Source organism: Paenibacillus sp. J22P165, assembly GCF_059692015.1.
Genome location: NZ_JCAUAP010000021.1, coordinates 16,512 through 36,541 on the forward strand (window position 1 = coordinate 16,512; position 20,030 = coordinate 36,541).

The 20,030-nt window shown below is 42.6% G+C and carries 17 protein-coding genes; 2 read left to right on the forward strand and 15 right to left on the reverse strand.

What is annotated here, in order from left to right:
- Positions 1-119: 119 nt before the first annotated feature.
- From AC58QM_RS32925 to AC58QM_RS32965, 9 genes are all read right to left on the reverse strand, one after another.
- Entirely contained in the window at positions 120-1,742 is a 1,623-nt protein-coding gene (locus AC58QM_RS32925; protein ID WP_497288976.1) for a type 2 periplasmic-binding domain-containing protein, read from the reverse strand.
- A 34-nt stretch (positions 1,743-1,776) separates the two neighbouring features.
- The gene (locus AC58QM_RS32930; protein ID WP_497288977.1) at positions 1,777-2,661 is read right to left on the reverse strand and encodes a carbohydrate ABC transporter permease; all 885 of its coding nucleotides are present in this window, start codon (positions 2,659-2,661) and stop codon (positions 1,777-1,779) included.
- 18 nt (positions 2,662-2,679) lie between these two features.
- Positions 2,680-3,579, reverse strand: coding sequence for an ABC transporter permease (locus tag AC58QM_RS32935; protein ID WP_497288978.1), 900 nt, complete (start codon positions 3,577-3,579; stop codon positions 2,680-2,682).
- 214 nt (positions 3,580-3,793) lie between these two features.
- The gene (locus tag AC58QM_RS32940) at positions 3,794-6,052 is read right to left on the reverse strand and encodes a helix-turn-helix domain-containing protein (protein WP_497288979.1); all 2,259 of its coding nucleotides are present in this window, start codon (positions 6,050-6,052) and stop codon (positions 3,794-3,796) included.
- A 192-nt stretch (positions 6,053-6,244) separates the two neighbouring features.
- Positions 6,245-7,375, reverse strand: coding sequence for a glycoside hydrolase family 88 protein (locus AC58QM_RS32945; RefSeq protein ID WP_497288980.1), 1,131 nt, complete (start codon positions 7,373-7,375; stop codon positions 6,245-6,247).
- Between the two features lie 33 nt (positions 7,376-7,408).
- On the reverse strand, positions 7,409-8,821 hold the full coding sequence (locus AC58QM_RS32950; RefSeq protein ID WP_497288981.1) for a sulfatase family protein: 1,413 nt from the start codon (positions 8,819-8,821) through the stop codon (positions 7,409-7,411).
- A 6-nt stretch (positions 8,822-8,827) separates the two neighbouring features.
- Positions 8,828-9,706, reverse strand: coding sequence for a carbohydrate ABC transporter permease (locus AC58QM_RS32955; RefSeq protein ID WP_497288982.1), 879 nt, complete (start codon positions 9,704-9,706; stop codon positions 8,828-8,830).
- A 34-nt stretch (positions 9,707-9,740) separates the two neighbouring features.
- On the reverse strand, positions 9,741-10,631 hold the full coding sequence (locus AC58QM_RS32960) for a carbohydrate ABC transporter permease (RefSeq protein ID WP_497288983.1): 891 nt from the start codon (positions 10,629-10,631) through the stop codon (positions 9,741-9,743).
- A gap of 72 nt (positions 10,632-10,703) precedes the next feature.
- Entirely contained in the window at positions 10,704-12,023 is a 1,320-nt protein-coding gene (locus AC58QM_RS32965; protein ID WP_497288984.1) for an ABC transporter substrate-binding protein, read from the reverse strand.
- A gap of 128 nt (positions 12,024-12,151) precedes the next feature.
- Here AC58QM_RS32965 and AC58QM_RS32970 point away from each other — a divergent pair, with 128 nt between their 5' ends.
- Entirely contained in the window at positions 12,152-13,627 is a 1,476-nt protein-coding gene (locus AC58QM_RS32970; protein WP_497288985.1) for a sensor histidine kinase, read from the forward strand.
- 35 nt (positions 13,628-13,662) lie between these two features.
- Positions 13,663-14,349 (forward strand): response regulator, encoded by a 687-nt coding sequence (locus AC58QM_RS32975; RefSeq protein WP_497288986.1) that lies wholly within the window; start codon positions 13,663-13,665, stop codon positions 14,347-14,349.
- Positions 14,350-14,524: 175 nt separating this feature from the next.
- On the opposite strand, the gene AC58QM_RS32980 is transcribed toward AC58QM_RS32975, so the two are convergent.
- The 6 genes from AC58QM_RS32980 to AC58QM_RS33005 all read right to left on the reverse strand — a co-directional run bounded on the left by AC58QM_RS32980 (position 14,525) and on the right by AC58QM_RS33005 (position 20,011).
- Entirely contained in the window at positions 14,525-15,361 is an 837-nt protein-coding gene (locus AC58QM_RS32980) for a DUF4362 domain-containing protein (protein WP_497288987.1), read from the reverse strand.
- A 56-nt stretch (positions 15,362-15,417) separates the two neighbouring features.
- Positions 15,418-15,756: a DUF3139 domain-containing protein gene (locus tag AC58QM_RS32985; protein ID WP_497288988.1), complete on the reverse strand. Its 339-nt coding sequence runs from the start codon at positions 15,754-15,756 to the stop codon at positions 15,418-15,420.
- Positions 15,757-15,977: 221 nt separating this feature from the next.
- The gene (locus tag AC58QM_RS32990) at positions 15,978-17,060 is read right to left on the reverse strand and encodes an MraY family glycosyltransferase (protein ID WP_497288989.1); all 1,083 of its coding nucleotides are present in this window, start codon (positions 17,058-17,060) and stop codon (positions 15,978-15,980) included.
- Positions 17,061-17,105: 45 nt separating this feature from the next.
- Entirely contained in the window at positions 17,106-18,701 is a 1,596-nt protein-coding gene (locus tag AC58QM_RS32995; RefSeq protein WP_497288990.1) for a DUF5050 domain-containing protein, read from the reverse strand.
- Positions 18,702-18,861: 160 nt separating this feature from the next.
- A complete protein-coding gene (locus AC58QM_RS33000) occupies positions 18,862-19,119 on the reverse strand; it encodes a hypothetical protein (protein WP_497288991.1) in 258 nt (85 codons plus the stop codon).
- A 151-nt stretch (positions 19,120-19,270) separates the two neighbouring features.
- Positions 19,271-20,011, reverse strand: a complete 741-nt coding sequence (locus AC58QM_RS33005; RefSeq protein ID WP_497288992.1) for a class I SAM-dependent methyltransferase — start codon at positions 20,009-20,011, stop codon at positions 19,271-19,273.
- Positions 20,012-20,030: the final 19 nt, after the last annotated feature.

A 20,030-nucleotide genomic window follows, 5' to 3' on the forward strand; every position in this document is an offset into this window, starting at 1 on the left:
ATCTACTCCCCTTGCTGTTCTTTGTAATGAGAACTATGTAATAAGAAAAGAAAGACCATCCCTTCGTCATTAGACTATGGGACAGCCTTCCCTATGGTTGTTAAGAGAAGCGACCGTCGTTATTTCGTAGCCTCATAGCGATCATAAACCGTTTGATAAATTTTCATCATTTTATCAAGGCCCATTTCATTCAGCTTCTTCACGTAGTCGTCCCATTCTTTATCAATACCGCCGGACATCATCCATTTCGCATACATTTTAGCAACGTAAGCATCTACATCCGTCAAATAGCGCGAGATTTGATCGTTTTCCTCCGCTGTGAAATAAGCTTTCGGGAACGCATCATTCACAAGAAATGGCGCATACACACTATCAATGTCAATTTTGGTCCGTTTACCAGATGATGGAGCAACGGCCATGTCAGCAATCGCCTTCGTAGTCGCCCATACAGAGTACGCCGTAGGAGGAACTTGTTTGAAATCATCCTCATTCGCTCCTTGCGGAAGGTTCACGACATCATATTTGCCATCTGTGCGTTCTTTCAAGCTTTGGCCGCCAAGGACACCTCTGCTCAGCTGTAGGGAATTTTTCGGGTCATACATATTATCAATCCAACGCACCGTTGCTTCTGGGTTCTTGTTTACATTTGTAATCGCGAAGGAACCTCTAAGCAGAATTCCTGCCGGATACTCCGCCCACACTTGCTTCTGACCATTCGGCCCTTTGAGTGGTGGCAGTGAGACGTAATCTTGATTGGCTGGATTCCAGTCGAAAGCAACACCGACAATTCCTTTTGCCGTTTTGGCATTGAATACCTTCGCATCCTGCGTGAAACTTTCCTGATCGATTAAGCCTTCGGAGATCAACTTGTTCACATATTGAATAGCTTCCTTGTAAGCTGGTTGCACAGCTGTGTATATCACTTTGTTATTCACAACGGATAAGTGATTGTTACCGGATTTATGAACATCACGATCGATTTGACCGAAAGCGCCGAATAATGAATTGATGTCGTTATTCCAATTTTGCAAGAAGGACATCGGGATCTGATCTTTCTTATTATTGCCGCCAATATCGTTCTCTTTGAACGCCTTCAATGTTTTATACAATTCGTCTGTCGTCGTCGGCATTGGAAGTTTTAACTCATCTAACCACTTTTTGTTGATAAACATCGTTGATTTCGTTCGTGAATAGGTTTCATCAATCGTCGGCAGCGAGTAAATATGACCGTCTGGCGCCGTCAATTGCTTTCTATAAACCGGATTATCCTGCAGAAGCTTCTTCAAATTCGGTGCATAGGTATCGATATAACCTTCCAATGGGATGAGAATCCCTTGCGAACCATATTTAACAACGTCGGTATCTTCGTTCAAAATACCATGTGCATAGAAAGCATCAGGCAGCTCACCACCGGCGAATAACAGGTTTTTCTTTTCCTGCCAGCTGCTTCCCGGGGTTAAATTCCAATTAATATGGATGTTCGTTTTTGCTTCAATATCCTGAAAAAACTTATAATCATTCAAATCTTTCCCTGACGGCGGTTTGAAAGCTGCAATGTTTAATGTCAGCTTCTCTTTTGCAATTGGAAAATCGGTTGCGTTCACATTACTTGGCACTTGCGTCTTCGTCTGTTTCTCATCAACGGATGCAGCTTGCTTGTCTCCACAGCCTGCAAGTCCAACAGCCAAACTTAATGTCAGTGCAATTGTTCCTATTGATCCTATTGATCCTTTACGATTCATATGCGAGCACCTGTCCCTTCGAATAGTTAATCTCTTATCCTTTTAACGAACCCACTAACGCACCTTTAACAAAGTATCTCTGAAGAAACGGGTACAAGATCATCATAGGTAAACTAGAGACAATAATAATGGCGTATTTCATTAGTTCTAGCTTTTTCTGTTGCTCTTGAGAGCCGTCCATTAGATTCTGTAAATCAGAGCCTTCATTCATAATTAGAATGTTCCGCAAAATGATTTGCAGAGGCTGCAAGGCATTGCTTTTCAGATAAATCAACGCCTGGAAATAGGAGTTCCAATGGCCTACGGCATAAAAGAGCACCATCACCGCCACAATAGGCATCGCCAGCGGTATCGCGATTTTCACAAAAAACTTAATATTCGAGCAGCCATCAATCATGGCCGATTCGAGCACTTCAGCAGGTACATTGGATTGGAAAAAGGTACGAACGATGATGACATTAAATACCGAAACGGCATTGGGGAGAATCATCGCCCATGTTGTATTTAACAAACCGAGGTCTTTCACCAGCAGGTAAGTTGGAATCAGCCCGCCTCCAAAAAACATCGTAAACACAAGTAAGAACATAAATACATTTCTTCCAACCAAATCTGATCGGGACAGTGCATAGCCGGCCATCACCGTCAACACAACATTAATTGTTGTTCCAGTGACCGTATACCATAGCGAATTTTTGAATCCAGTCCAAATGGTTGCATCAGAGAACAACCTTTTGTAGCCATCCCATGTCACTTGTTCAGGTAGAAACAACAGTTTCCCGGAATACACCACGTCCGGATTGGTTACGGAAGCCGTTACTACGAAATAAAGCGGATAGACAACAAGTAGGAGCAGAATGATGATCAACGCATAATTGATCACGTCGAACGTCAAATCCGCCTTATTTTTAGCCACCTTCATACATTCCCCTCCGTCCTTTTACCATAAGCTCGTTTGTTTTAACGATTTGGCTATTTTGTTTACGCTCAGTAATAAGATGAAGTTAATCACGGTATTAAACAAGCCAATCGCTGAAGAGTAGCTGTATTGCGCTTGCACAAGTCCCGCTTTATACACGTATGTCTGGATTGTTTCCGAGGAATCGATGTTCAATTGATTTTGCATCAAATAGACTTTCTCGAAACCCACACTCATCATGTGGCCCATGTTCATAATCAGCATAATGATGACCGTGGGCATGATGGCTGGGATATCAATGTGGACCACGCGCTGGAGCTTTGATGCTCCGTCAACAACCGCTGCCTCGTGATATTCCGGATTAACAGCCGTCAATGCTGCCAGATAGATGATCGTTCCCCAGCCAATATTTTGCCAAATCCCTGAGAAAACGAAAACGGTCTTGAACCAGTCCGCATTGCCCATAAAGAAGATCGGTTCGATATGGAACATACCGAGCAGACTGTTCACTGCACCTGTTTTGGGAGACAAAAGCAAATACACAATCCCAGCAACAACAACGGTGGAGATGAAATGCGGCGCATATGTAATCGTTTGCACCAAACGTTTAAATCGTTCGTTCGTCAATTGATTGATCATTAGCGCTAGGATGATCGGTGCAGGGAACGCCACGAGAAGTTCGTACACACTGATACCGAGCGTATTTCTAATGATCGTTCCCAGTTGATACGATTGAAAGAAACGTTCAAAGTTATCGAAGCCCACCCATGGACTGCCCATGATCCCTTTAATGGGATTAAAGTTTTTGAATGCGATCTGCACGCCATACATCGGAATATAATGAAAAATAATAAAGTAGGCCAACGTCGGCAGCAGAAGCAAATATAAATCGTAGTTACGTATAATTCTTTTTGCTAGCATTTTGTTTTCACCCCCACTGCATCTAGTTTCGTTTTAACGTTATTAAAGTATTGACTCACTTGTATCCGCCTTCATAACGTCATTTAATCATCCGCACGACTACTGGTAAATAAGTGAGATCGCTATTTCGACTATGCGAAATCTGTAATAGCCGCTGTTACCGCCGAATATGTTGAATCTGAACCTCACATATGCGATTTCAAGCAACAATCTCTTATTTATTTTGTTTCCGGTATTCCCCCGGAGTTAATCCCACTTGTTGTTTGAACTTGCGGATAAAGCTAGACACATCATAATAGCCAATCTGCTGCACAATGTCCTTCACGGAAGTATGATCATTGCGAAGCAGCCTCTTCGCTTGTTCAATCCGGACCTCATTCAGATAATCCATGACGGTTCTACCTGTCTGTTCTTTGTAATATCGGCTCAAATAGGATAACGAAATTGAAAAGTGCTCGGCAATCTTCTGTACAGAGAAATCGTAGTCACTATAGGATTGCAAAATGTAATGATGAATTTGCCCAATCATAATGGCAGGTGATTCGGGCTTAGGCTCTCCTAGGGAATGACATAACGTTGTGCACGCACTAGTAAGTACGTCAGCAATTTCATCCAACGTTGTAAAGTCGGTCAAAGTTAGAATGTCCGGTAAGCTATCACTTGCGCTTCCTAGATGTCTAGTTTCCATTAGGGCAATAAATTTACGAATGATGTCATAACAAAGCTCTTTGGCGATGAACAGCGTCATGCCGCTTTGTTTTATTTTCATAGCTATTTGCTGGACACCTGTCATGATCAGATTGGTATCCCCTTGTTGCAGTACCATGTCCAGTTCATCGAGAACACGTCTTGGATTTAGCAGATCCACATGATCATGTGCCATGAGGTCTTCGAAGAAGATCACATGCTGATTACCTTTAATCATCTTATAATCAATCGCCGTTGAAGCTTCCAAATAGGAACGTCCTACTTGAGAAAGCTCCTGATAACTGTTGCCGATCCCCATCGTGATCGGTACATGTAAAGCCGTACTAATCTTTCCATGCAGCTGATTTAACCACATCTTCCGATAGGTTGAAGAACCTTGCCAAGACAGAATAAAAATGACTCTTCTTGCCTCTAAGCTAATTTTCACATGTCCTGCGACATCTTCCCCGAACTGCCCTTCCACTTCCTTTATTAGCATTTCCTTATACAACGCTTCGGACATAGGAATTTCTAAGATCATCACAGTCATATCGGGAAAAGGGAAACTCACACCTACTTCCTCGCCCCGCTCGTTCACTTCCTCCAAGGTTTGAAATTCCCCATTCAGTATACTGCCGAGCAGATGGTCCCTTATCGCTGACCGATTCTCTTCCAACTTGCGGCCCAAGGACTGATTCGAATGAGCAATTTCATGGATAGCGCTGCCAATGGCTTCGAAAATATTTGATTTCTGAAGCGATTGACCACGAATGGTCTCGACGAGCGCAGCCAGCTTTTTTACCGGATTATAATTCAATACCATGACCAGATACACGAACCCGCAGCCTATGATCAAAATAATGAGCAAACAAATAATCCACTTTAAGATGGCTAGTTTGACGGGGGCGGCGACTGCATCGTGGGGCAGCATCGTGACATAAGTCAGACCGCTTTGTGCTGATTTTTGTACGGAAATCACATATTTATTATGCTGAAACTCCTGCAAATGACCTGCATTGTCACCCTTAACGATTTGCTTGTAAAAGTCTACTGAATGCAGTATTTTCTCTTGTCTATAAGCCGAAATAACGTTCCCATTTTGATCGAAAACAATTGCGTTACCGGTCTTCAACAGCAGATCCGGATTCAACCCTTTGAGTAGAGTATCCTCTTTCAGCTCAAATAAGACCGTTCCATACGGTTTTTGGTTGCGCATCGGAATTGGCACTAGATAGGAAATCAACCGTTGAACAGGCAAACCTTCCATCCGAACATCCTCTGCTGGCCGAAGCATCGTGGTGTTGACTTCGTTCAAATCATGATCAAATTGTTCCTCGTTCCATTCGGCAAAGTGGTAAAAGTTGTTCACATAGTCTTTCACCTTATAGGTGCTTAACGAGGAATATAATCTCTCTGAGCCACGAATATGCAAAACAACTTCACGAATACTATCATCTACAGCCATTCCTGCCAAAATCTTTTTCCCCTGATACTCACTAAACATATCCTTTGACAATGTATACGGTGACAACTCAGGTGATTCCGTGATCTGGATCGCCAGCTTATTCATCAGAATAAGTTTGTTATCCACCTCGTTCTGGAGGGAATTCAGAAGCGATTGATTGTTCCTCTTCATTTCGTCCCCGACAATTGTTGTTAATTGGTAATACCCCGTAATACCCAATAAAAGAAGGGGTACAAAGAGCAGCAAAATAAATGAAAACAAATAGCGATTAAAGACGGTCATCACCCTGCGTCGACTTCTCATAGCGTTCATCATCATCATTTTCGTTCATCCTTTGGGGTTGAGATAGGGTATCATCCGAAAATCATATTCATATTCAAATTAACTTTCATTTCATTATGCATAGTTTACCCCTCCTCCAACAGGTGAATGTTTTATACCCCCCATTTGGACGTCAAAAAGAACGCACAGCTTATTCACTGTGCGCCCTTATTAATTACCAGTTGCAAAACTTTACCTCGTATTCCGTTCATACCAGTAACCTGGTATGCCGCGTTCAAGGCGCATTAATGCCTCCAAATAGTAATAATCGCCCCAAATCATATAATCATCCAAGCCACTATTGCCTCTAACATGATAGGAACCGTGTTTGAGTAAGCCTTCTGCTTCTTCACCAATGGTTGCATACTTGCTTACCAGTGAATGCATCGTTTGATCCAGTCCCTGCTTGATCCAGCTGTGATCCACATCTTCTTCCGAGATCAATTCCAGCAGCTCTAGCATCCCGCAGGCTGTGATAGCCGATGCCGAGCTATCGCGACTTGTATTCGCTTCAATCGGTACGTTGAAGTCCCAATAGGCAACATGATCTTCTGGTAAATGATCGAGGAAGTACTTTAACAACCGCTTCGCCGTTTCCAAGAAGGCAGGATCTTTGGTGTAACGGTACGAAAGTGCAAACCCGTAAATGCCCCAAGCCTGACCACGTGTCCAAGTCGATCCATCGGTATACCCTTGATGGGTACCACCACCGAGCGGGTCTCCTGTCTCTTTTTGAAAATAAAACGTATGATAGGAAGAATCGTCGCCACGCACCAGATATCTTCTGGATAGTTCAGCTTGCTTGTAGGCGACTTCGGCATATTTCGATTGGCCAGTGACTTCGGAAGCCCAATAAAGCAAAGGCAAATTCAACAAGCAATCAATAATGATTCGGCCGCCATTCTTCTCATCGTTCTCTGGCCCCCATGCTTGTAAAAAGCCACCTTGCTCACGCCATCTGCCGAGCAAATGATCCGCCGCCTGCAAGGCAAGCTCACGTGCGCTTTCATTCTTCTCGACGATCCATCCGGCCAGTGCGGACAATCCGTACAGAAAGCCAATATCGTGATGCTCTAAGCATATTTTCGCTTCCAGCCGTTGTTTAAAATCAGCAATTTGTTGGTTCGCTTGTACTTGAAAAAAGTCATCTTGACTGTACTCATAGCTGAGCCAAGTAAGTCCTGTATGAAACCCTTCAATCCAATCCTCATTCGCGGACCATGCATAACGCTTCTCATTGGTGATGTGCGGAAAAGTACCTGGATGTTGTTCCAGGTTCCGTCTAATTTTGCCGATTGCATCTTCGATTGCTTCACGCCACATTGCTGTCATCCTCTCTACATGTCCCAATCATATTCATGCCAGTTCAAACTTGTCCTGGGTGCGATCTAACCAGCTTTGCAATTCTTCCTCTAATGCTACCCATAGCTCCGTCTGCGGCCGTTCCTTCAAGATGACAGGATGAAGCTGATACGGATCTTTCTCATGATCATAAAATAAACGTTGCACTTCTGCGCCAGGTACATAACCTTTATGCACGACATAGGTATACTGGCTTGTGCGGATTCCCCGCCAGCCAAATCTTCGATTGTCTAAACCTGCAGCTGCGAAGCGCTCTATCGCATCCTTCCTTCCAGGGAAGGCGCATATGAAAGCTGAAGAAATATCGGTCTTGCTCGTTCCGAGAACATCCCCAGACAAATCAATGCCTTCCACCGAAGGAGGCACTGGGACACCGAGCATGCCAAGCAGCGTAGGCATAATATCCACGCTGTTGAATAGCACATCCGTGCTCCCCTGCTCTATCGTACCTTGCCAGTTCATCACACAAGGGATCGCAATCGATTCCTCGTGCCAGGAATGCTTGGCCATTAGACCGTGTGAACCCATAAGCTCACCATGATCCGATGAGAGTACGATCAGTGTGTTCTCTGCGAGACCTAGCTCCTGAACCTCTCGCCAAATCCGGCCGAACTGTTCATCCATGCCCGATACCGCAGCGAAATAATCCCGCGTATACCGAAGCAGTGCCTCATCCCCGCTCTCAAAGGGCTCACCTGTATGCGCCGCCAGCTGCTGCGAGCTCACATTCGACCGCAAGCTCAGCTCCCGCCCGCTGTAGAGCTCCTTATAGCGTTCCGGCACAAGCTCGAAGGGGCTATGAGGTGGATTCCATGAGACAAATAACGCAAAGGGCTCCGTGTCCTGTTCTTTGCCTTTAGCTCGAATAAAATCCAGCGCCACATCGGTTTCATGCTCCAAGGACCATTGCTCAACCTGAATCATCTCTGGCGTGTCTTTCCAATAATGCGGCTTCAGATGATGATCGTACGCACCGTAAGAATACCAGAAATCAAAGCCGTGCCTTTTTGGCCCCGGCGGTGTAAAAGCATCCCACTCGCGCGCGCCAGATTCCGGCTCTGGACACCCATTCTGCTCAGGTAAATCCAGATGCCATTTGCCAATATACCCTGTTTGATACCCCGCAGCCTTCAGCACATCTCCAATACCTACCTCGCTTGGACTCAGCATCACATCTGCACCGATTTTGCAATTTGTATAGACGCCCGTCGATTGCGGATACTTGCCAGTCATGAGCGCCGCCCGGTGCGGCGAGCACAGTGGCGTACAAGAGAGCGCATGATTAAACACCAAGCTCTCTTGTGCGAACTGATCGATATTCGGAGTAATCACCGGATCCTCGCCCGCAAACCCAACAGCTTGCTTACGCCACTGATCCGCAAAAATATAAATGATATTTGGTTTCATTATCGACTACCCTTTAACCGCTCCTGCGGAAATCCCTTCAACGAAATGGTCTTGAGCCATGAAGTAAATCAGAATAGTAGGAATAATAGCGCACACTGCCGCTGCCATTAGCGGTCCATACTCCGTCGCATGCTCAGATTGAAAATGCTGCATACCGAGCTGGAGCGTAAATAATGAGTCTGAATTTAAGTAAATTAAAGGACCTAGGAAATCGTTCCAAGCATGCATGAATGTGAAAATCGTCAAGCTGGCAATCGCTGGCCGAATCAATGGTAGGATGACCCGCGCATAGATGCCGAACTCACTCAGCCCGTCAATTCTGGCCGCTTCCGAGAGTTCTTCTGGTATCGACATAAAAAACTGTCTAAACAAAAACACACCGAATGGACTAAAAGCCCCTAGAAGAATCAACGCCCAATGCGAATCCATGAGTCCGATTTTCTTCATTAGCATGAACTGTGGAATCATCATGACCTGATAAGGCACCATCATCGTCGCCACATATAGGAAAAACAATTTATCTCGTTCCGGGAATTTCACTTTGGCAAATGCGTACGCTGCCGTGGAACATGTAATAATTTGCAGCAGCGTGGTCAGTACAGCAATTTTAATTGTATTCAAGTAGTAGGTGAAAAAAGGAAGCTCCGTCCATACTTTGCTATAATTCGACCAATAGAAATGGCTCGGTATCCACTGAATCGGGAAACTAAATATTTCGGCTTCGGATTTCACAGATGCGGATAGCATCCAAAGGAAAGGAACAACCATGGACAAAGCAACAGCAGTAACGACGAGATATACTACCGTTTTTCTAACTACTGCGCCAAGCTGCGGGCGCCTCGACAGCCTCATGGTGATCTGACTTGATTCTAATTGCATACTCATGCTGGCTTCTCCCTTCTCTCAAGCAATCCGCTCGTTAGGAATAGTTCACCCAACGTTTTTGTCCTCTAAATTGAATCAGCGTAATAATTAAAATAATGGTGAATAGCACGTAAGCCATCGCAGACGCGTAGCCGTATTCAAAACGTTGGAAAGCCGTGTAATAAATATCATAAACCAGCATGTGTGTTGAGCGACCTGGCCCTCCTTTGGTTAACACGAACACCAGATCGAAGACTTTGAACGAATTGATAATGCCCATAATAACGGTAAAGAAAATGACAGGTGAAAGCATAGGGATTGTAATATTGCGAAATTGCTTCACTTTGCCTGCGCCATCAATTTCTGCCGCTTCATAGAGATCCCTAGGGATTCCTTGTAAGCCGGCTAAATAGAGAACCATGTAATAACCAATGGAATGCCAGATACTGACGATAATAACCGAAGCAAGCGCCCACTGTGTGGATGCAAGCCAAGTAGGTGGATGATCAATGCCGATGCTTCTGAGCACCCCATTAATGGGTCCCATGGTCGGGTTATACAGCAGCTGCCACACGACAGCTACGGCAATCGTCGCTGTAATGTGCGGCAGGAAAATCGCCGTCCGAAATATTTTAACGCCTCTCAAGCCTTTGTTGAGGGCGACTGCTGCCAATATCGCAAGAATCAGTGTCACCGGTACGGAGACCCCCGTCATGATTAAACTGTTGAGCAGGGAGATACGAAACGTTTCATCCTGCCATAAGTGTATATAATTCGATAAACCTGCCCATTTTATTTCGCCAAAGCCATTCCATTCTGTAAAGCTCATGAGGAAGGAAGCACCAACCGGTATGCAAATGAAAATCAAAAATCCAAGTATATTGGGAAGTAAAAATGTATACCCTGTCAACCGATTACGTCGTAATGCTTTGCTTGAATTCTTCATCTGCTTCACCCCTATGGAAGCAATCGAGCTTCACCTTCATTCGGCGAAGCCCGACTGTCTTAGTTCTATTCCTTATTTCTTGCCTGCTTTGTATTCCTTGGCATATTTATCTGCCCATTCGGAAGCAACACGCTGCCCAATCTTCTGAATCGCTTGATCGACGGTTTGTGCGCCAGTTAGCGCCATTTCACCTTCTTGTTTGTAGACGCTGTTTACCAAAATGTTTTTCACACCAGGCAGCAACGGATATTCGGGATATTCTTTTTGTTCTACGAAATAACGGATGTTTTTCGGCTTCAAGCTGCCGTCGCCCATATAGGTTTTACGAATATCATCATTGATATAGCCTGTGAGGAAGCCTTTAGCAGCAAATTGCTTTGCGCCTTTCACACCAGTCATGAATTGAACCACTTTGAACGCCTCTTCTTTGTGTTTGGAGTTCTTACTAACCATCAACGAAACTGGAGTCGCTAAGCTTGTGTTCGCAGCTACACCTTCTGGATGTGGAATTGGAACAACGTCCCAATCAAAGTTGATCTTCTTCTCCGTCTCTGCTTGTCTAAGCTGTGCCACATGCCAATCCCCGATCAGGTTCATCGCCACATTACCTTTTTGGAAAGCAGCATTATAATGAGCGGACGTTGTAATTTGTTCTGACCAGCTCATGATCGAGCCGTCTTTTTCCATGTCCAAACGGAATTGAAGTCCTTTCTTGAATGCGGAAAGGTCTTTATCGATGATCGAAGCCCCGGTTTGAACACCTTGCATATACCACGTCTGTGCCCATGGATGAATAAAAGCGCCATAAACCTTATTCGAACCCTCGCCTTTCGTCATCTTCTTCGCTAACTCACGGAAATCGTTCCATGTCATATCTGCTTTCGGATACGTAACGCCGGCTTGGTCGAACAATGTTTTGTTGTAGAACAAGATCCAATTGGATTTCCGATACGGAAGTCCGTACACTTTATCATTCACTTTTAGTGCATCGTACAACGGTCCATATCCAGAAACATCGACATTCGCTTTTTTGACATAATCATCTAAAGGCTCTAGAATGCCAGTATCCAAGAATACATCCATCGTACCGCCGAACAAATCAATATTTTCACCCGAGGATAGCTGCATGCGAAGCTTCTCGTAGTACTGTGCTTGAGGAATCGTTTCAAATTGGACTTGGATATTCGGATTCTCTTTGCTAAACTCGGCATAAGCCGTTTTAAACGTCTCCAAATCATCCGGCAGCACGGTAGCTTTCAAATTAACTTGTGCCGCTTTGGCATCCGGGGAAGTTGTGTTTTTATCCCCTGCCGATGTACCAGCGGAGCCGCATCCTGCTAGCAACCCTATCAATACTGTACCGGTCACACCCAGCTTTATCATTTTTTTCATTGGACACCCACCCTTTTTTTGGTATGATTTGTTTGCATTTTCTTAATTTGAATTATACGTAGATGCCAAGGAGTCTGACAGATGAATGTTTTATTCCCCCTTTTGACCAATGAGAAGGATGTGATCTGATGCTGTTCGTTACCTTAGTCCTGCTTATTTTCACCATATTGTTCACGTACAAAAAGCTAAACCATGCATCTACCCGCTTCATGTATGGCATTATCATCGGCTGGGTGCTTTCCTTCGTATCCTTTACGTTGTACCTGAGTAAATTTAATTACTACTACAATGTCATTCAAGGTTTCTTTGATTTCAGTCCTGGTACTTGGAATTATTTAGTCTTAACTAAATTCAATCCAAATTGGCTCATTCGCATGCTGAATTTCGGCGTCGGACTATTCTACTGCTCCCTGCTTGGCTTCGCCGTTGCGTTCACCCGCAGTCTCAGCTTGACGAGCCAACGGTTCGTTTATGGCGGTATCTCCCTCTTTTTTATCATCGAGACGGCGTACTATGATCCCGCATTTCATATTTCCTTGAGCCACGTAATCGATAGTCTGCTGATCTTGAACACGATCGATACGGCCTTAGTGAGCCTTCGCTATCTCATACTTTTTGTTGCTTTTGGCTTACTAATCAACTACTATTTGAATTATCCAAAAATTAGATTTATCAAATATTTAACGCTATATCATGTTCTGCTTTTCATTCCACTCGTCGTTATCCATCTGTTTATTTTCTCATGGGCCCCGAAAGTATTGGTCAAAGAAACGTATTTGAAGGGATATTTCAACTATCTGCAGCCTCCTCTTGGCTATCAGTCAATCTTACTCCCTGTGTTTCCATTTGCCATTTATTTGACCCTGATCTTGATGATTTACTTGGTGTACAAATTTAATGCCATTGAGAATTACCGCAAAAACCGAGATATTCAAATTAATAAAAGCATCGACACGGCTACTCTCGGAACGCGTACTTTTACACATGCGCTCAAGAATCATTTGATTGGTATCCAATCCGAAGCGGCCTACTTAAAAGAACGTCATCAAGCGGACAGTGAGTCCCAGTATAGTCTCAACCTCATTTTACAATCGTCGCAATCTGCGCTATCCAGTATTAACGATGCCGCAGATAAATTAAAAAATATGAACCTGAATCTCCAGCCGATGTCCATCGACCTCCCTGTACAGGAAGCGATTGCGCGATTAAGTGAGCAAACCAGCAGCTGCCAAGTTATTTATTCGCCTAGCACGCAACCCACGAACAGCTATATTGATTTCAGCCATATAACCGAAGCGATCTATAACCTGCTCCTCAATGCCAGCGAATCCCTGCAATTCCGCGATGACGGCCGTATTGTGATCGAACGGAGCCAGCAGAACGGCTGGGCGCTCCTTCGGATTGCCGATAACGGTCCTGGCGTGCCTGAGGAGCATTTGGAAGCCATTTTCGATCCTTTTTTCACGACGAAAGCTTCAATTAATAACTGGGGGATCGGCTTGTCTTACTGTCATAAAATCATCCTAGGCCACGATGGTAAAATTGTCGTAGAAAGCAAAAAAGACGTTGGAACGACCTTTACCGTGTTCTTGCCCATGATCTAAAGGAATGGACAGCTAATGAAAGGGGAGCCTGCACAATGACACAACAACCAATTCGCATTCTCATCGCCGATGATATGGAAGCCCACCTTAGAAGACTGGAAAGAACATTCGCCAAATATGATGATTTTACCTGTGTAGCTCGTGTTTCAACGGGACATGAAGCCGTTATTCAAGCAGCGCTGCATCAACCGGATGTGATTCTCATGGATATCGAGATGGAATCTCAGTTTGCAGGTATTCAGGCTGCTAAATTAATTAACGAAAAGTACCCTCAGATGCGAATCATTGTACTCACCGTTCACAAGGATGAGAATTTCATCTTTGCAGCTTTTCAGACAGGCATCACGGACTATTTGTTAAAAACCGCCACTGACGTTGAGGTCATGGAAGCCGTGCGTGCCGCTTATATGAATGTTTCTCCGATCCGTCCCATGATCGCCGAGAAAATTCGTGAGGAATTTGCTCGCGTGAAGCGAGCGGAGAGCTCCCTGCTGAACATTATTCAGATCATATCGGAGCTTACCCCCAGCGAATTACAGGTGCTACGACTGCTATGCGAAGGCAAAAAGCGGAAGCAAATTGCTGAGGAGCGCTGCGTGGAATATGAAACGATAAAAAAACAAATCAACTCCATTCTCAAAAAATTCCAAATGCCTGATTCGGCATTGGTCATCCAAACGATTAACGATTTGCGTATTTTCGAAGTGATGAAGAAGCTCTAGTCTCGGTTCGAGTCACAGAAAAAACGAAAACTTCCGAAGCTTTGCGTTTTTGCATATCGATTCTAAGGCCTCTCCGCGCAAAAATTTATGATCGCCAAAAAGGAGAACGATCACAATACCTTCCATTGCGATCTTTCTCCTTTTATGTATATCCAATATACGTTTTTATTAACTTTCACAAGTAATTTCCCTTAACCGCTGGTAGCTGTTTATACATGTCTTTTGCCTGCACAAGATCGATAATTGCTTTTGCCAATTTAGTCATTACTTTACCATCTTCGCTATTATCACATTCTGTCCAATGAAAATGACGATTTCCACTATTAATATTAACAGTTAAATCATAACTTACGTAAGGCTTCCGATTGCATTGGTTGGATAATTGTTTCTCTCCTAAGTAATTTGCAAGAACCATTTCTTTATATATTTTTTGACGGTCTTCCATATTAATTTGAAAATCACTAATCACGGTTACTTCCCCATTTTGGAGGTCTTTAACCAACTTTTTATTGATTGTATTGATTTCATTCTTTTGGTTAACTCCATACCTTAAATCAAAGTCAAAAATATCATTCTTCTTTACATCAAATGTTAATTGGAGAACTTCAATTTCTTTTCTTTCTCCATCACAACCTGAAAGCGTATACTTAAGAAATGTATCAGTTTCCTTTCTTTCTAACTTCTCACAAGTATATGTCCTTACTACTGGTGCACCGAATTTATCTTTTGTTGTGTCATATCGCATTTCAATCTTATTATCATTATATTTTAAATCGTTGAAAATAGGATCTCCCTCAACGGTATAATGAACCACTCGTTGTGAACTCACATTTTTATTAATAAATGCATCCAACTTTTCGCGATTCGTTACGATTATTCCGTGGCTATTAATAACATCTTCCTTTTCATTGATTTTGTAGCTGATTTCCATTCCTCCACTTGTTTGTTGTTTAGAACAACCTACTATCATCGAGAGCGCCATTACGACAATTATAATATTGCCTAATCTCATCTATCAGAAATCCTCCTTGATCGTTTCTATATTTGTTAATGAACAACATAAATTGTTTACTTGGCAACAATATTTTTAAGATCTGAGTCAGTAATTCCTAATTGCTTGCCTTCTTCTGTAATGCTATGGCTAAACTGTATGACGTCATTATGAGCAAAATATATGTACTCAACATACGGTTCATTTTCGAAGACAACAACCGTGTAAAAGGACGGTAATTTAATACCCCAGATTCCTTTAACTGATTTAATGTCATTCTTGTTATAATGTTGTACATTCAAAAGGTAGTTAGTCACTTTATTCGAATAAATTAATTTGTTAACACGGACGTAAGAGTAGGGTGTGATGAAAATTAATATCACTACTATGATTAGTATCCATTTCAATATTTTCAATGCAACAGCCCCTCCCCCCTATTTTATCCTAACATCCAGTTAAAAGGTAAAAACAACCAGTAATCATCAATTATTGTAATGCTCACACCAGTCCGCTTAATGAACAATGCTGCCCGTTAGCGGAATGAAGGGCTGCCACGCGGCAGCCCTTCGAATGTTTATCTATCATTTGGCCTTCTTTACATGGGATATCCAACTGCATTTGTTCAGCAACGAACCGATTAATTCTCCTCACGAACTCGCCGTAACTTCCGAAGTAGTTGATAAAATGGACGTTTGCCTTTAAATATGCCTACTAATTCGGCACCAGCTAATGTTAGCAGGGCTATCATTAATAACAACATAACAAGCGTGATAGCAGATGTGGATGCTTTTGTAAGTATAATGGCACACATACCAAGGAATGATGAAATGCCATATAACGTGTACACCGTGCTACGACGACTAACCCCAATGTCTGTCAGTCTGTGATGAACATGTCCACGATCTGCCTCATATAGTGGACGACCTTGAATACCACGACGCGTCATTGCAAGGAGCGTATCCAACAGCGGAACACCTAATATTAATAAGGGAATAATAAAAGATACGAATACAGCTTGTTTAAAACCAAGTATTGAAATGACAGCCAGTACAAATCCAAGAAATGCAGAGCCTGATTCACCCATAAAAATTGAAGCAGGTTCAGAGTTGAATATATAAAAACCTGCTAAGCTTCCAAGTAAGGTTGCACTTAATACCAGTACTATGATATTTCCAGTTAACCCTGCAATTATACAAAGTGTAATACATGAAATTCCCGCAATTCCAGTGGCCAGACCGTCTAAACCATCTATCCAATTCAGAGCATTAATTAAACCCACTATCCATAAGACTGTTAATAATATTGAAAACCATCCTGGGAAATAAATATCTTGAGCAAATGGAATATGTACTTGGTCAACTGTGAAACCCGATAAGGCTACTGTCACCGCAGATAGTATTTGACCAAGCAATTTCCACTTAGCAGACAAAGTGTAAACATCATCAAGGACACCTACTATTTCAATAATAAACGCTGCAACAAATAACCCCCAGAAAGCGGGAAGTGACGGAATTATTGTGGGATACATGATAGAAACTGATGACATAAAGGAAATGAATATAGCTAGTCCCCCTAGTCGAGGCATAATTGTACTATGCATTGTACGATGATTAGGAACAGCTACAGCACCTATCGCAATGGAAACCCGTCTTATTAAAGGTATGATTAGTACTAATATGATTCCTGAAATAATAAATCCAATTAGTGGTGAAACAAACATTAAATACCACTCCTAAAATAAAATAATGTAGAATCGCCATATCGACTATTTGTTGGTCAACGATATCATCTGTATGCCAGATCCGCCAGATGTATCAACAAGAATCCCCTCGTCGGACGTAAGCACGCGCGAAATAGGATCCGCTACTTTCAACTGCAGGTGGCCTAAACTGTCCAGCAGTACGACACCGTAATCTTCGTTTTCATCAAGCCGGCAGATCAGTTGATTGTTCATCACTTGCACTTCAGAGACCGGCGTTATCCATACGAGCGGGTCTTCTCTGTTCAAATCGACCTGGTACAGATTGAACTGGTTCTCTTCTTTCTTGGTTGCGTAAAATACGTTGCCATCGATGCTGTCAAACCATGACGTCGCATGCTCAGAGAGTTTCGTTTCGCCCGTCCCATCCAGCGCGGACGAATATAATGCGTGATTCTCATCTTTTACATAGTACAGCTTGTTAGCAATTATTCGAAACGAACTGACGCTTGTGTCGACGATCATCGTGCTTTTATTCGTTTTCAGATTAATTTTGTAGATTTTATTTAAGTCAGTTTGTCCATGTGATGCTAATACGTACACATCATCTCCGATTACGGATGTCGAGGAAGCATTTGCAACGTCTTCAACATTTCCGGTATATGTGACATGACTGCCGTATAACACGCCTGAATCTCCTACACGCTTTCTGTACGTTTCATCTTGACCTGGAGGCACTAAATACAAGTTGCCTCTTTCGTATGCCGCAGCGCCATGAAGGACGATCAACGTGCCGTAAGGAGAGTCTCGGAAGTCCAAATATCCTGAGAGCATCAACTCAGCTTTCCCGTCATCACTGATTTTCACGAACTTGTCGCTACCCGTAACACCTCCCCCGATGTGGTAAGTAAACCACAACAAGTTGTCACGGATTTGAAAGGATAGTACCCTTGGCATCCTATCTGTGGTGCCGAAGTCATAAGCATATATCTCCTCCTTGAAGGAGGGCTGCTGCACGGGAGCACGATATACATGGTTCGTAGTCCCCGTCGTTTCGACGAAATAATAATATCCCTTGAAAAGGGCAACATCGTTCTTAGCTGCATATGCAGGAAGGTCGACTGTTTGCATTTGAGGGTTATGGGAAGTGATGCTAAGCCCGCTGGTATTATCCCATTTGTAATCCCATCCGAAATCGTCATGCGCGAATCGCCATGTCATAGGGAAATACGTTACGTCTCGGAAGCTTAACAGTGGATACTTTTCATTTGTGTTGTCAATTTTTTTCCCGTCAATCGTAACTGTCGATGCGGGGACCTCGGCTACGTAGGTAGCCGCATTACGATGATCTGAATTATATGGCACATATGAGGACGTTACCTCATTTTGCTTCAAGTTTAAACCTTCATCTGGTGACCAATTCACTTCCAAACCAAGCAGTCTAGTATCATGCCAAGTCATCGGAAAGTAAGTGATATCGCGATAAACTAAGAGCGGGTATTCACGGAACTGATTTTCAACCTTATTACCATTCAAGTTTACCTCGAAGTCTGGCAGCGTAACCCTCACGCTAACATCTGCAGCTAGAGTGCTCCCCACAGGCAACAATAAACTCATGCATAATGAAAAAACACCTGAATATCCCCATATTTTTCTTATCATGACTTTATCTCCTCTCACACATAACTAGACGCAATAAAATTGTAAAAAGTTTCTATTTATTTGAAAAATGATTGTACCCAAAGATAGGACTGTAAAAATCAAATAAAAAGCCCGCGTTATACGCGGACTTTGTTCTTGTCATCTTACATTTTTATATAGATTAAATTTTAGATATCACTACCGAAGCAATCATTCCAGCAACAGGAATCCATAAGAGATATGATTTTAAAAGTTTTACTAACCGGCTGTGTTGTGCATTTACCATTTTTGTATGGTCGTGATTCATTTGTAAGTCGGTTGCTGCACCTGTCGCATTCCATGTGTTAAAATAGTTACTGCCAGAGGAAAATAGAAGGACGGTAACTACCAAAAAAGCTAACGAACCCATAAATAAATAATCTGAAATTTGTTGTAGCATATCTTATCACTCTCCTCTTCGATGTTCTATATATAATTATACAACAACAACGAATTGAATTCTATTATTTTACTTTTTCGGAATGTTTTCTCAACTGCTTCAGTGCAGCTCCTTCGCATTATGTAGCTTAATGACCAAGTTTACAATTATTTTACTTCGAACATTCAATTACATAAAAAAATGTACCTTCTCCATATCCATCTTTCACTCCATGAACAACTACTTTATGAAATCCATTAGACTTGATTGTATTTTCAAATTCTTCTAGAATGTAAAGACGAAGTGGAAAATCCATTATTTCCGTTTTTTCAATTTGCCCATTTATAACTGATTGATATTTGAACTTGGTAGTCAGCATACTTTCTACCTCGTTATATTGAACTTTTTTGTATGTAATGATCAATTCATCCTCGAACTGCTTCCTTTCCGTTTCTACCCATTCAGGAAGCTCCTCGATTCCACTGTTTTTTAACATAATCGTTAAAAGCATTTTCCCGTTACTCTTTAGAGCAGATTTCAAATTATGAAGACTCTTGTCAACCAATGCATCAGGCAAAAGAGAAAATGAACCAAAGGGGATTATGATGAGATCATACATATGATTCCCTTTGTACTCTTCAATTTTTTCATGCCAAACATTTGGCTTAAGATTTAGTTTCTCCCCTTTTGCTTTACATACTTTAAGCATTTCTTCACTAATATCAAACCCTTCAATACTGATTCCCTTTTGCAGAAAAGGGATAAGCATTCTCCCGTTCCCGCACATGGGCTCCAATACTTTCATATTCTCGTCTTTAACAAAAGAAAGGTAAAAATCCAGTTCTTTTCCTTCAGAAATTGATTTACTGCTTTCATACAATTTAGTACAAAGTTCTCCGTAGTAATCAGACATATCATTACTCTCCCTATAT

Bases quoted from the DNA above. Each gene is read 5' to 3' on its own strand.
- AC58QM_RS32925 (WP_497288976.1), bottom strand. From the start codon at position 1,742: ATGAATCGTAAAGGATCAATAGGATCAATAGGAACAATTGCACTGACA.
- AC58QM_RS32930 (WP_497288977.1), bottom strand. From the start codon at position 2,661: ATGAAGGTGGCTAAAAATAAGGCGGATTTGACGTTCGACGTGATCAAT.
- AC58QM_RS32935 (WP_497288978.1), bottom strand. From the start codon at position 3,579: ATGCTAGCAAAAAGAATTATACGTAACTACGATTTATATTTGCTTCTG.
- AC58QM_RS32940 (WP_497288979.1), bottom strand. From the start codon at position 6,052: ATGATGATGATGAACGCTATGAGAAGTCGACGCAGGGTGATGACCGTC.
- AC58QM_RS32945 (WP_497288980.1), bottom strand. From the start codon at position 7,375: ATGTGGCGTGAAGCAATCGAAGATGCAATCGGCAAAATTAGACGGAAC.
- AC58QM_RS32950 (WP_497288981.1), bottom strand. From the start codon at position 8,821: ATGAAACCAAATATCATTTATATTTTTGCGGATCAGTGGCGTAAGCAA.
- AC58QM_RS32955 (WP_497288982.1), bottom strand. From the start codon at position 9,706: ATGAGTATGCAATTAGAATCAAGTCAGATCACCATGAGGCTGTCGAGG.
- AC58QM_RS32960 (WP_497288983.1), bottom strand. From the start codon at position 10,631: ATGAAGAATTCAAGCAAAGCATTACGACGTAATCGGTTGACAGGGTAT.
- AC58QM_RS32965 (WP_497288984.1), bottom strand. From the start codon at position 12,023: ATGAAAAAAATGATAAAGCTGGGTGTGACCGGTACAGTATTGATAGGG.
- AC58QM_RS32970 (WP_497288985.1), top strand. From the start codon at position 12,152: ATGCTGTTCGTTACCTTAGTCCTGCTTATTTTCACCATATTGTTCACG.
- AC58QM_RS32975 (WP_497288986.1), top strand. From the start codon at position 13,663: ATGACACAACAACCAATTCGCATTCTCATCGCCGATGATATGGAAGCC.
- AC58QM_RS32980 (WP_497288987.1), bottom strand. From the start codon at position 15,361: ATGAGATTAGGCAATATTATAATTGTCGTAATGGCGCTCTCGATGATA.
- AC58QM_RS32990 (WP_497288989.1), bottom strand. From the start codon at position 17,060: ATGTTTGTTTCACCACTAATTGGATTTATTATTTCAGGAATCATATTA.
- AC58QM_RS32995 (WP_497288990.1), bottom strand. From the start codon at position 18,701: ATGATAAGAAAAATATGGGGATATTCAGGTGTTTTTTCATTATGCATG.
- AC58QM_RS33000 (WP_497288991.1), bottom strand. From the start codon at position 19,119: ATGCTACAACAAATTTCAGATTATTTATTTATGGGTTCGTTAGCTTTT.
- AC58QM_RS33005 (WP_497288992.1), bottom strand. From the start codon at position 20,011: ATGTCTGATTACTACGGAGAACTTTGTACTAAATTGTATGAAAGCAGT.